The sequence below is a fragment of the Rhizobium sp. Root491 genome, assembly GCF_001427205.1.
GTDB classification, from domain to species: Bacteria; Pseudomonadota; Alphaproteobacteria; order Rhizobiales; family Rhizobiaceae; genus Agrobacterium; species Agrobacterium tumefaciens.
Genome location: NZ_LMFF01000012.1, coordinates 417,701 through 430,672, shown reverse-complemented (window position 1 = coordinate 430,672; position 12,972 = coordinate 417,701). Strand labels below are relative to the sequence as shown.

Below are 12,972 nucleotides of genomic sequence, written 5' to 3'. Positions count from 1 at the left end.
CCGCCTAATCATGGTAATATCGCGTGTAGCGCGCGTGATAATATTCGCTTGAACCGTAAGCCCGGTAAAGCTTCAGCTTTTCCGTGTCCACCTTGTTGAGGATGACACCGAGACACTTCTTGCGGATCTGGACTTCGTTTTCAATCGTATTGCGTACCGCCCTGCGGGCGGTTTTGCCCCATTCTGTGACGAAGACGAAACCGTCGATCCGGCCGGCCATCGCGCGGGCATCCACCACCGGCCCGAGAGGCGGCAGGTCGACGATGATGTAGTCGAAGAGACTGCTCGCTTCGGCCAGCAATTTGTACATTTGCGCCGATGTCAGCAGCTCGGAGGAGTGCGGTACGCGCTGCTTGACGACCGTTGGCAGGAAAGCGAGCCGCGTCTTTTCGTCGTGCAGCAGCACATCGCGCATATTGCGGCCTTCTAACAGCACTTCGAGCAGGCCTTCTGCAGCATGGCGCCCCAAAGCGCGCGTGGCGCCCGGGTTGCGAATATCCGCATCCAGCAGAAGAACCCTTGCTCCCTGTCCGGCCAGAAGCTGAGCCAGATTGATGGAGATCGTCGATTTGCCCTCGCTCGGCAACGCCGATACGACGCCCACCACCCGCGCGCCGGTTTTCGGGGGAATGCCGAGATCTATCGCAAGCCGTGTGCTGCGCAGCGTTTCGGCGAAGGATGACAGCGGGTGATCGACAGTGTAGCGGGCAACGCTGGACGGTCGTGTGGCGGTAGGCGGCCCCTCCTGTCCCTTTGGCAACACATCCGTGCCCGGCTTGTTCTGGACGAGCGGGGTGTTGCCCAGAAATTCCAGCCCGAGAACGTCGCGAACCTGTTCTCCGGTGCGGAAGAAACGGTCGCGGAACTCGCGAAACATGGCGATGCCGCCGCCGGCCGCGGCGCCCATGATCATGAACAGCGCCAAAAGTAACGGTTTGTTCGGTTTGCTTGGAGTGTTGGGCGGAACTGCCCTCGAAATCACGCGTGCTTCCGTTACGGGGAAGGATTGCTGCTGCATCGCTTCCTGATAACGCTGCAGGAAGGTCTGATACATGTTCTTGTAAGTTTCCGCCTCACGCTGCAATTCGCGAAGCTGAACCTGGGTCTGGCTGGCCGAGTTGCTGACGCTGGTAGCCTTGGCAACGCTCTCCGCAAGTGATTTCTCTCTTGCTTCTGAAACCTCCAGATCGCTCTTGTAACTTTGCGCAATACGGCTGATTTCCTGGAACATCAGCCGGCGGTATTCCTGCATTTCGTTGCGCAGACGCACCGCCTGAACATGGTTGCTGCCGAGCCTGCGGGTGATTTCCGTTTCGATCTTCGAGGATTCGAGATATTTCTTGCGCAGATCGTTTGCAACCGAGCTCTCGAGAATGTCGGTGACGACGGCGTCGACATCGTCTGTGGCAAGGATATGTTCGATGCGTTGTACCCGAGCTCGTGACCTGGCTGTTTCCGACTGCGCCAGAATAAGCGCGCTGTTGGACTCGGCCAGTTGCTGATCGGAAAGCAGGCCGTTATTGCCGGTCTCGATCAAGCCGTGTTCGGCGCGAAATTTCTGTACGGCAAGGTCGGTGTCGAGTGCCCGCTGACGCAACTCGGCAATACGGTCGGACAACCAGTCGCTGGCCCGCTTCGTCGCCTCGTATTTGGAGTTCAGCTTGTCCACCAGATAGGCCGACGCCACCGCATTGACGATCTGGGCTGCTAGAACCGGTGATGTCGAGTTGTAGGTCAGTTCCAGCGCGTAGGTACGGCCGATACGCTTGACGCTGAGACCGTCCAGCAGCCGGTCCGACAGCGCCCGCTTCAGCGTGCCGTCGTCGATGACGGTCTCTTTTGCCGGCGAGAACCACTGCGACACGTTAACGAGCGAACGGATGGTGCCGAATATCGAACTCAGAAGCGAGGCGCGGTTTGCCCTGAATTCCTGATTTTCCGTGAGGTTCAAACTGTCGACGACGGCAATCCCGATGGTTTCCGATTGCAGGACCTCGACCTGGCTGAGAATGGAAGCCTCGTCCTCCACGACGCCGCCGATTGTCGAAAGCTGCTCGACGACCTGGCTGTTGTTGCGGTCGATCAAAAGGGTAGCCGAAGCTGAATAGATCGGAACGGCCGTCGCGGCATAAGCGAGACCGATTGTCCCGGCAATGGCGACTGCCGCGAGGACGACGCGCCACTGTCGGCGGACCGTGGCAAGAACGGCGTCTATATCGATAAAGTCGGCTGTAAATCCGCTTTTTTCGATATCGGCCATAGTCAGGGGATCGTGCCTTTGCAACAACTGTCAGCCTCGCTCTTTTTGGCCGGCGTGGCACCCGCCAAGTCTCGGTTGCATGGTAGGACAGGCGGCCGCCATTCCCGCAGGAAGGGCGGCAAAACCGGGTTCAAACGGGACTTGTGCTGACTGGCGTGCTGGTGCTGCCGGTTGAAAGGGGCGCGGCAAAGAAGTTGTTGGTTGTGGTGGTTCCGCCGCTGCCGGTGCTGCCACCGCTGCCGCCACCGCCAACCGGTGCGGCTCCGCCGCCGGCCTGTGCCGTACCGGCTGGTGAGCCCGCCGCTCCCGAGCCGCCAATGCTGTTGCCGCTTGCAGGTGAAGAGCCGGCGCCACCGATCGGTGAGGCAGCAGCTGCAGCTGCCGCAGGCGCTGCCGGACCGGCCGCCGTTCCCTGAACATTTTCGCTAAAGGCGATCAGAAGATCGGAGGGCACGCCGACACCCTTGGTCTGCAACTGGATTGCGGCGGCAAGTATCGTGTTGCCCCTCTGCATCGCCGTAGAATAGGCGAGCGCCAGACCTTCGCCGACAACTTCGGAGAAGTCCTTGTTGCCGACCTTCTGGGCCAGTGCGACGATGGTGGGCAACTGGCTGGAGTCGCTCAGGATCAGGCCAGAAAGCTGTTCGGAGAACTGCGCCGCGCTGGTGGAAACGGCAATGATCGGAAAGCCGTTCGTCACCTTTCCCGTCATGTCGGCGTTTGCCGCATCGGTGCTGGAAGCGATGCCGGCCAGATCCTTGACCGTTGCCTGCGTCGGAGACTGCTTGAACAGTTCCGCGGCAGCAAGGGAAACCGTGTCCGGATTGGAGCTGTTAACGCGAGCCAGAAATGCGGCGTTGGTTTCGTCGGCGGCCTTCACGGGTGTGCCAGTTGTCGCAGTCTGTACCGGCGGCGTCTGCTGCCCGGCAGCTGGCGGCGCTGGTTCCACGTTCTGGGCGTTGGCGACTGCGGAAAAAAGACCGAGGCTGGTGATCAATACCGCACCAGTGAGCGTCGAGCCAATACGAAGGCGGGACATCACAACTCTCCAAATTTTTAAAAAATACGATTTTAAGTAAGCAGAAATGCTGAATATGGTTATCCAACATCTAAAATTTTCTTTTTAAATCGCACAGCCCTAGCTAACGATCAAGTGCTAAAATAAACTTGTGAACGGAACTTCGGGGTATACTTAACAGCAGAAACGAGGACTTTTCTCTGGGCGTCAGGACACGGCGACTTTTCGCCGGGGTGTTATCAGCCTGTCACGAAGCCAGATATTTGCGGGCGTTTCGACAAGGACGTGAAATGCGTGGGCGATGGCGATGGTGCTGGCGACGACGATGAGATAGACGACATTTTTCCACTCCTGCGGCCAGGTGATGCCGCCGGAAGCAACCAGGAATGCCCGAAAGATGAATGGGTGCAGCAGGTAAAGCGCGTAGGAGGAATCGCCCAGTTTCGCCAGCGGCTGCGCAAAACGGGGCAGGGAGATGCCCCTGGTCAGGGTTGCCGCGGCCATCAGGAAAATCGCGCCACCGCCAAAAACGAGCAGCCGGGTATAGGAATAACAGCCCGGATTGCATTGGAATTCGAACCTTTTCAGATCGATAAGCGTCCAAATCGCCACGCCGCAAAGGGCCACCGCAATCCCCAGCAAGGGCGGTAGGCGCACGCCGCGCAGGAAAAGCACGGCGAGCAACATTCCCGCCACGAACTCCAGAATGATGGGCTGAAACCAGAAACTAAACGGCAATGCGAGACTGAAGTTGGAGCCGATGAGCACTGCGGCGAGCAGCACAGCCGTTGTTGTCAGCACGGCGCGTTCCAGCGGCAGGAAGATAAAAACCGCGAATACGACATAAAAAAACATCTCGTAATTCAGCGTCCAGCCCAGATCGATGATTGGAAACGGATAGGCGTCACCATAACCCATGCTGTCATAGGGAATGAAGAGGTAGGAGGTTAGGACGGCCTGCAAGGACGGGAAGGCCTTGGCGCTGAGAAGAACGGCGACCGCGGCCATGGCGAGCCGCATGGTCAACACGAACCAGTAAAGAGGAAGGATGCGGAGAAGCCGACGCACAAGAAAGGCCGAGCGCCCTCCCTCTGCTGCGAAATACGGCCGGGAGGCATAAACGATGACAAAGCCGGAAATGACGAAAAACAGATCGACGCCCGCACCCAGCCTCAGGAGATGGAGGTTGACGAGCGAGAACTCCCAGTTCACCTGCGCGTGCAGCGCAACAATCATGATTGCCGCCAGCGCACGCATCATTTGAAGAATATCGAGACGCTGCGCCCCGGAAACAGGCGCTTTTTCATTTTTTTGCATCGTCATCATCTATAAAAAGAAAAAATTTATACAGTAATATTTTGCGCTCGCACCAGCGAGCAAAAGTGGTCTATTTCAGAAGGCTATCATGCAATAGGCTGACACGATATATAAAATTTGTCGGCCGGAAATTTTCGCCCGCACGCCGTTCAGAAAACCTCCAGCACCGTAAGCTGGTCGCTGACGGAAAGCCGGTATTGCCCACCTTCCTTTGCGATCACCCGCTGGCTTACGGAACCGTCATCGCCGAACCGGTGCGCGATGACTTGGCTATGCGGGCCGGTTACCGAAAAGGCCATTGCACGTTCGGCTGGCGGATTTTCGATCCGCGCCGGCCATTGCCAGCCGCGTATGCCAAGCCACACCGGGGCGAGCAGCGCGCCGTCTGGTCTTGTCAGGCGCAGGGAAAACCTTTCGGAATCATCGTTGAGGAAAGCGAGGCTGCGTTCCGCTGGCTCTGTTTGCCGACTCGCCTTGCAAAGGGCAAGAAGGGCACGAACGGCCCCGTAAGCAGGGGTCCGGCTCAGATCGTGGCGCAGCAGGCCAAAGGACGATTCCGGATTTGTCTCGTCTTCGGCAAAGCTGGAGACCATTTCATAGATGTAAGCCCGGCGGATGCCGCTGATGAAGGACCACAGGAGCGTGCGCGGCATGTAGCGCGCCTTGATGCCTTCGGTGACGGGAAAATGGAAGGTCTTCGGTTGCAGTGAGGTGTGGTACCCGATCTCAGTGGCGAGCACCGGCCGGCCGGCTGCTATATGCGCCGAGGCCGCGACAGATTTGGAGAGCGCCCCCGGCCCAGTCGTTTCGGGATGTTCCATTCCGGCGTAGGGGTGAATATTGCCGAAGTCGCATACGTTCTGCAGGTTTAGCGCCAGCTCCGTATTCGCCTGGATATAGCTTGGCGCGACAAGCGGTACGTTGCTCACGGCCGGAGTTGAGCGGATCGTTGCAAAAAGTGCAGCCTGATGCTCTGCCGAAATGCGCGGCGCATTGGCCGGGTCTTTCGTCAGCGTCGGTTCATTGCTGCCTTCGAAAACTTCGATGCCGCCGTCGCACCAGTCGTAGAAATCGGCAATCCTGTTCAGTGGCGTTGAGACGTAGGGGTTGAGATTGTCGTAACAGATGATCGTGAGGCGAACGTTGGCCGCCACAATCCTGCGCAGGCGCTGGAAAGCCGGGCTGTTGCGGCTGTCCCTTGCGGTAATCAGTCCCTCGTCACGCACGTGGCCCACACCAAGCGCTTCCAGTTCAGGCAGGATGCGCTCGAAGCTTTCCGGATAAATGCCGTTTGTGCGGGCGAAATGGCCACACACGCCCACACTGTCCAAAAAGGCTTCCGTGCTGGCCGAAAAAACGGATTGAGTCTGCGCGAAAGCGGGGCGCACACCCGTGGCGGCAACCAGTGCGAAAGGTGCAGCTGAAAGCAGGCCGCGCCGTGTCAGGTGGCCCATGGTGATCGGCTGTTTTCCGTTCATCTGCGTCTCCTGGTCATTCCGGCGAGATTATAAAAAGCAGCCGCGATCATATCGGCGGCGCCTCTCAAGATGTCAGATTGTCCTGGAAGTTTTTGGCATCTTCATTCGCCATCAAATCCATGTTTCTGAAATGAAATAAATATATAAATTAATGATATTATCTGCGGACGAAACAGAATTCACCGCTTCCGCCCGTACGTTTTTTCATATGAGAATGAAGCTAACACGGGACAGGTTCTTTTCGCAACACGGCATGACTTTTGTCGCGCCGCGAAAAAAAAGCACTTGAAATGCCGTCAGTTCCCGTGCTTTTTGAAAGTGGATTTTTGGTTATTCATATTTTCAAGCGTTAAATCTGCTCTGCCTTTTGTGTTTTTTGCACATGTCTCATTGGTCCCGGAGTATCCGGCAACATGGGCGAGGCCAAGCGGAAGTCATAAATTTTCGATAAGGAAATAGAGCGTATCCGTATGCGAATTCTCCATCTCAGCAGCCTTTATCCGCCGCATATCGTTGGCGGGTGCGAACGCTCGGTCGAACATCTTGCCGAGGAACTCGTCTCCATGGGACATGAGGTCGGTGCCGCCTGCATAGAGCGGCAGGCCGAACCCAAAACGGTGCGCAATGGCGTCAGCGTCTACCGCATGTTCCACAATAACGATTTCTGGCTGGAGGACTGGCCACAATATACGCCGCAGCAAAGGCGCATGCAGAAGATCAAGCAGCAATGGAATTTCAACGTCGAGAAGCAGTTCGAAGCCGTTCTTGACGATTTCAAGCCGGATGTTCTCAATACGCACTCGCTGCTGGATGTGACGACGCTGGTGTGGCGGGCGGCGCATAAACGCAACATTCCGATCGTCCACACGATCTGCGAATATGATCTTCTGTGCGGTAACGCCGCCATGTTCAAGGGCGGCAAGCCCTGCGAACACATCCATCTTGGCTGTCAGGTGGTGAATTTCACCAAGAAATTCACGCAGCGCTACATCGGCGCGGTGGCAAGCGTTGGCACGGAAATCCTTAAAACCCATGTCGATCACGGGCTTTTCCATCACCTGCCGGAAAGCATGCGCCGTGTGATCTTTTATTCCTGCACGGTTCCGGAGGGCGACCCGGTCGCACGCAGGCAGATCGACCGAACCGGCAAGCCGATGACCTTCGGCTATATCGGCCGCATCAACACGGAAAAGGGTGTCGGCAACATGGTCGATGCCTTCAGGGAAATCGGCCACGGTAACTGGCGCTGTCTTGTTGCCGGCCACGCGATGGACGATTCCATCGAACGCTTCAAGGCCCAGGCCGGCGACCTGCCGATCGAGTTCGTCGGCTGGGCAAAGCCGAAGGAATTCTTCGAAGAGATCGATGTGCTCATCGTTCCCTCCTTCTGGGCTGAACCTTCGCCGCGCACCATCTACGAGGCTTACGCGATGGGGGTTCCGGTCATCGGCGCTGCCTCGGGCGGCATTCCGGAACTGATCGGCGAGACCAACCACGACTGGCTGTTCGAACCGGGCAACGCCGCGGATCTTGCCGCACGCATTCGCCGGGTGTTGACGCTTTCGCGCGAGCAATTGCCGACGGAGGCCGATTTCGGAAATATCGTCGAGGAATCCACCTCGCGCCGGGTGGGTGAGAACTATGTGAAGCTCTACGAGGACGTGCTGGCGAAAAGCAGGGAAAGCCGAACCTTACGCGCATCTTAGACCGGCAACGGACCGGGTCCGTTGCAAGCGTTTCTTCCAAGGAAAGAGCACATGGTAGAAAGCAATATCGGCAAAGTCCGTTTCCCCAAGCTGGACTTCGATCGTTTTCTGGCCGCTGCGGTGGTCGGGCTGTCACGACCGGCTCTGCAGGCGGCAGGTTGATGGCGGAGCAAAGTTCGATAGGCAGCGCCGCGATAACAGGCGTTTTCTGGTCCATCGTCCAGAACTGGGGTGGAAAGCTTTTTACCTCCATTCTTTTCATCGTTCTTGCCCGGTTCCTCAGCCCCACCGACTACGGCATGGTCGCCACGGCGGGCCTGGTTCTGATGCTCATCCAGATGCTGTCGGAGTTCGGTTTCGCAGATGCGATCGTGCAGAAACGAAATCTGGAGCCAAGCGACGTCAATCTGCCATTTTATGTGTCCGTTGCGCTGGCAACGGTGTTTGTCATCGTTGTTTGTCTGCTGTCGCCCAGACTGGAAAGCTGGTTCGAGGTGGAAGGGCTGGCACCGATCATCGTGGCAATCTGCATATTGCTGCCGCTGAATACCGCCTCGCTTTTTCAGGAAGTCAATTATCGGCGTGCGCTCGCGTTCAGGCCGCTGGCAATAAGAACCTTCATTTCGAATATTATCGGCGGTGGCGTTGCGATTGCTTTCGCCATTATGGGCCTGGGCGTCTGGAGCCTCGTCGTTCAGACTTATGTTGCAACCATTGTTACGCTGATCTGGCTCTGGCGCAAACCGCACTGGCTTCCGGGCACCACGCTCAAGCCCGACACTTTTTTCGAATTGCTTCGCTTCGGCTCGTCGGCTCTCGGTCTGCGCATCGTGGATTTCGGAGCCACGCGGCTGATCGACGTCATGATCCTGGGGCGTTACGGGGTTGCTCTCTTTGGACTCTACACCGTCGGCAGCAGGCTCTATCAGCTTCTCATGCAGCTGCTTCAGGCGGCGCTATATGATGTTTCGTTGACGGTGCTGTCCCGCATATCGCACGAGCGGGAGCGCATGGCGGAACTGTACAAGCAATCCATCACCATATCTTCGATCTTTTCGACACCGATCTTCGTGCTCTCGGCTGCGTTGGCGCCAGAGATCTGCAACGTCCTGTTCGGCGCGCAATGGCAGGGTGCCGACGCGGTTGCGCGGCCGCTGCTGCTGCTGGGTGCATTGCAATGCGTCCAGTTTCAAAACGGCCCGTTTCTGTCCGCACGCGGCAGGCCAGACAAGGTGCTGATTGCCGGGACGGTCAAGGCAATCTCTACCATCCTGTTGATATTGCTTGTCCCGACGGAAAACATCCGGGAAATCGTCATCGTGTTTGTCTTCGGGCAGCTCACTTCGACGCCTTTCACATTTTATTTTGTCGCCCGGGAACTCGGCATCAAGCTGTGGAGAATTTTCCTCCTGCTTTTGCCAAGCTTCGGTTCCAGCGGTCTCTGCTTCCTGTTCGTTCAGTGGATGCGACCTGAAGTTAAAATGCTGGGTGCGGGCGACCTCGTATCCGGCATCCTGCTCGGTGGTATGTTTGGCGTCGCATATCTGTTGCTTTTGGCTCTGACCGCGAGAAGCGAGGCCCGGTCCGCCATCGCCCTCATCATGAGCAAAATCGGTTCTCGAAAGGAAAGAAAATGCGCAAGCTCGTGAAAAAAATACTCCCTGCACCACTGCGTCGGAAGCTGGTGCAATATAACGAGCGGCGCAATCTGGATAATGCGGTCCAGCAACTCTTCAATGATCTGCAAGAGCTGAAGCACAGTATCAAGCCTATCAATGTCGGAGATCGGCTGAACCGGCTTTTGATCGTGGCTGGTGATCCCATCACCCTGTTCGGTTCCGCCGGCGATGACGCGATGATCACGGCGACCGTGCAGAATGCCCGTGCGAGCAATCCCAATGTCGAGATAGACATCCTCGTCGACGGAACGAATTTTGGCGACTCTGCTTTGCAGAGAGGCTTTGTTACCGTCGATATCTTTGGAAAGCCTGACTTCATCCAGGCCCTTGCCCAGCAATTCGCGGTGCGGAAGTACGATTGCATCGTCGTTGTCGGTGCCGACGTGATGGATGGCTATTATCATCCGCTGGTCAGCGCAAAACTTCTGGCAAGCGCTGATCTGGCTGCCGCCGCCGGGATCAAAAACGTTATCCTCGGTTTCAGTTTTAATGAAACGCCGCACCCCGCTTTGGCGAAGTTCTACAGCTCCCTTCATCCGGGGGTGTCGCTCAATGTGCGTGACGTTGTTTCCCTCGAGCGTCTGAACGCCTTTGCCACGGCCAAGGCGGCACTGGTTTCCGATTCTGCATTTAGTCTTGTCCCATCGGAACCCGATGAAGATACGATCTCGTGGATCGCGCGAAAGCGCGCCGAGGGATACAGGGTCATGGGCTTCAATCTGCATCCCATGCTGTTCAAGAATGCGGATAGCGCGCAGATCGCGGCGATCATCAGGCGCGGGGCCGAAGCACTGGAGTTCGTTGCCGATGCAAGACCGGTCTGCTGGCTGGTCATTCCGCATGACTACCGGAAAGACGTTGGCGATCAAGCCTGCCTCAAGGCCATTACCGAGCTTGCTCCATCTTCACAGACAGACAGGGTTCGATATCTGGATGGCAGATGGCCAGCCCCGGTTTTAAAAGGCGTTGCCGGTAAACTCGATGGCCTCGTCAGCGGACGCATGCATCTTGCGATCGCTGCGCTGGGCAAGGGCGTTCCTGTGATATGCATTGCGTATCAAGGCAAGTTCGAAGGGTTGTACCAGCATTTCGGTCTCTCCGCGGCTGAGCTGCTTTCGCCCGCCAAGTTCCATACGGATGATGGCATCAAGAATGCCTTGATCAATTTCGTGGATCAGGCCGATGAGATTCGCGAAAAAGTCGGGAAAAAGCTGCCTGAAATTCTGGACCTTTCCAAAAGGAATTTTCAGGTGTTCGAGACCTTCGCCAAGCAGCCTTGAGTCATTTTCATGAAAGTCGCTTTTGTTTCCGTATTCCCTGCCGTTCCCGCCAACGAGGGTGCGCGGAACAGGATTCTCCAGCTGACACGCGCCGTGCGTAGCCTCGGACATGAAGTGCATTTCGTCTATGTCGATACTCCGATGATAGCTGATTTCGATCCCGCGGCCCATGAGATAGAGTTTGGGGCCGGGCATATGCACGTCGTGTCCAGGGAAACATGCGGGTTTGCAGCACGGCTCATCGACGACTTCAGGTTCGAGATTGGGTTGACCGCATTTCGAACCCGTCGGAAAATTCAACGGCTCCTTGGCCGCGACAGCGGTTTCTACAATTACCTCGACGAGTTCTATTATCCGGAAATAGGCAGGCAGGTCCTGGATATTCAGCGTCGACTCGGGATTAACGCCGTTATCGTCGAATATGCCTTTCATTCGAGAGCTTTTCTTGGGCTGCCGGATGATGTGCTTCGCATTCTCGACACGCACGATTCCTTCGCCGATCGTCATAAGGCGTTCGTGAACACGGCCAACAGATTTGGGTACTGGTTCTCGGTTCCGCCGGACGTGGAATGCAAGGCATTCCGCCGCGCCGATGTCGTTGTCGCCATACAGGAAGAAGAGGAACGTTCGTTCAAGCAGCGGCTGGCAGGAGAGCCGCCGGTGGTTGAAACGGTGAGCCATATTCTGGATCTCGGCCAGAGAGTGGAAGACTTCACTTCCGCTGATTTTCTGTTTCTCGGTTCAGGCAACGACGCGAACGTCATTTCTCTCAATAGTTTCCTTCACAATGTCCTGCCTTTGGTGAGCGCGGCCCGTCCGGACATCCGCCTGGTGCTGGCAGGTAGCATATGTGGCAAGGTCGAGGACATGGAGGGGGTTCTCAAGCTTGGCCGGGTGGAGAACTTGAAGGATGCGTTCGCACGCGCGCCACTTTCCATCAATCCCATCACGCTTGGCACGGGCATCAATATAAAACTGCTTGATGCTCTGGCTGCGGGTGTCCCAACGATCAGTACCCATACGGGTGTGCGGGGGCTTTCGGAACGATATCGTGGTGGCGTGATTGTCGTTGAAGATAGAGATCATCAGGCCTTTGCCAATGCCATTATCAGGCTCTCTTCCAATCGGGAGCAGCGGCAGGAATTGGGAAACAATGCGTTCCTTGACGCTGTCGAATGGAACCGCCGGCAAATGACGGTGCTCGGCAATATTCTGAAGGGCAAATAAATCGCGATTGTGATGCGTCTGGCTGGTGCAACCTGATCCAACGATGGCAAGCCATCAGGCAATAAGTCGTGGCCCCGCATCCGTGAGCTTTAGAATGGTAAGCCTGCCCGTCGTAAACGCGCCGGTGTCGATGCCGATCCGTTGCGGACCTGTCTGTGGTTCCGGCGCCGGCGTATGGCCGTGAATGATGAGAAGGTCCAGTCCCGCCCCTTCCGACAGGAAGGGTTCCCTGATCCACAACATGTCCTCATCGGTCTGCGCCTCAAGCGGCACCCCGGGTTTGAGGCCAGCATGAACGAAAAAATAGGGTCCCATGCGGACGCAGATAGGCAGGCTGACTAGAAGTTGCCGATGGGCCTGCGGGATCGCGCCAATCAGCGCATCCCTGAACGGCTGGAGCCGCAGACGGCCGTTGTTCATGAAGTAGCTGATATCGACCCCGTAGGACAGAAGCGTCTGGCGGCCGCCGAAATCCAGCCACTGCATGTTGTCCTGTGGATTTTCGAGGAAATCGCTGAAGAGCTGTTCGTGATTGCCGCAAAGCGAGATGCGGCGCAGGGGCGCCGGCGGTGGTTGCAGCAGATGCTGGAGAACACCGCAGGAATCCCGGCCACGATCGACATAGTCGCCCAGAAGAATAACCAGAGCGGGGGATGGATTGCTTGCAAGATCGGCAAGAATTTTCTGTTCCGCCTGCAAAAGTAGATCGAGGCTGCCATGGACGTCGCCAATGGCATAGATCGGAAAAGACGGAGATTTGTCGCCGAGGTCTATTCTGCGCCGCCTCCGGTCGTCGCGGGGGGCTGGCTGTTTACGACCGCGAATCCAGTTGAGCACTTTAGGCATAGATGCCGATACTGTCTCTCTTGCACGAGGTCAAGAGTGTTGAAAGCCAATGCCACAAGCCCGTAAAACCCGGGTCCATGCAACGGCTGCGGCATCCGCCAAAGCCCTGTCGGACAAAGCTATCCGGGGCAGGGAATTGCGAAAGCCGGTGTCGATTTTCG

9 protein-coding genes are annotated in these 12,972 nt (G+C 56.9%); 4 read left to right on the top strand and 5 right to left on the bottom strand.

All coding sequences use genetic code 11. From position 1 onward, the window contains the following. Positions 1-4: 4 nt before the first annotated feature. The 4 genes from ASD46_RS12885 to ASD46_RS12870 all read right to left on the bottom strand — a co-directional run bounded on the left by ASD46_RS12885 (position 5) and on the right by ASD46_RS12870 (position 6,073). Positions 5-2,260, bottom strand: a complete 2,256-nt coding sequence (locus ASD46_RS12885) for a polysaccharide biosynthesis tyrosine autokinase (RefSeq protein ID WP_060642372.1) — start codon at positions 2,258-2,260, stop codon at positions 5-7. Positions 2,261-2,390: 130 nt separating this feature from the next. Beyond that, on the bottom strand, positions 2,391-3,299 hold the full coding sequence (locus ASD46_RS12880; RefSeq protein ID WP_025595455.1) for a hypothetical protein: 909 nt from the start codon (positions 3,297-3,299) through the stop codon (positions 2,391-2,393). Between the two features lie 186 nt (positions 3,300-3,485). After that, positions 3,486-4,595, bottom strand: coding sequence for an acyltransferase family protein (locus ASD46_RS12875; protein WP_025595457.1), 1,110 nt, complete (start codon positions 4,593-4,595; stop codon positions 3,486-3,488). A 149-nt stretch (positions 4,596-4,744) separates the two neighbouring features. Beyond that, positions 4,745-6,073, bottom strand: coding sequence for a hypothetical protein (locus ASD46_RS12870; protein ID WP_060642371.1), 1,329 nt, complete (start codon positions 6,071-6,073; stop codon positions 4,745-4,747). Positions 6,074-6,543: 470 nt separating this feature from the next. Between ASD46_RS12870 and ASD46_RS12865 the strand changes: the two genes are divergently transcribed. The 4 genes from ASD46_RS12865 (at position 6,544) to ASD46_RS12850 (ending at position 11,965) form a co-directional block, all read left to right on the top strand. Continuing rightward, positions 6,544-7,779: a glycosyltransferase family 4 protein gene (locus ASD46_RS12865; RefSeq protein WP_003511258.1), complete on the top strand. Its 1,236-nt coding sequence runs from the start codon at positions 6,544-6,546 to the stop codon at positions 7,777-7,779. Positions 7,780-7,940: 161 nt separating this feature from the next. Next, positions 7,941-9,428, top strand: a complete 1,488-nt coding sequence (locus tag ASD46_RS12860) for a lipopolysaccharide biosynthesis protein (RefSeq protein WP_013761738.1) — start codon at positions 7,941-7,943, stop codon at positions 9,426-9,428. Next, a complete protein-coding gene (locus ASD46_RS12855) occupies positions 9,413-10,738 on the top strand; it encodes a polysaccharide pyruvyl transferase family protein (RefSeq protein ID WP_013761737.1) in 1,326 nt (441 codons plus the stop codon). Before ASD46_RS12860 ends, ASD46_RS12855 begins: the two co-directional genes overlap by 16 nt. A gap of 9 nt (positions 10,739-10,747) precedes the next feature. Further along, positions 10,748-11,965: a glycosyltransferase family 4 protein gene (locus ASD46_RS12850; RefSeq protein ID WP_060642370.1), complete on the top strand. Its 1,218-nt coding sequence runs from the start codon at positions 10,748-10,750 to the stop codon at positions 11,963-11,965. A 54-nt stretch (positions 11,966-12,019) separates the two neighbouring features. On the opposite strand, the gene ASD46_RS12845 is transcribed toward ASD46_RS12850, so the two are convergent. Beyond that, entirely contained in the window at positions 12,020-12,811 is a 792-nt protein-coding gene (locus ASD46_RS12845) for a metallophosphoesterase family protein (protein WP_060642369.1), read from the bottom strand. Positions 12,812-12,972: the final 161 nt, after the last annotated feature.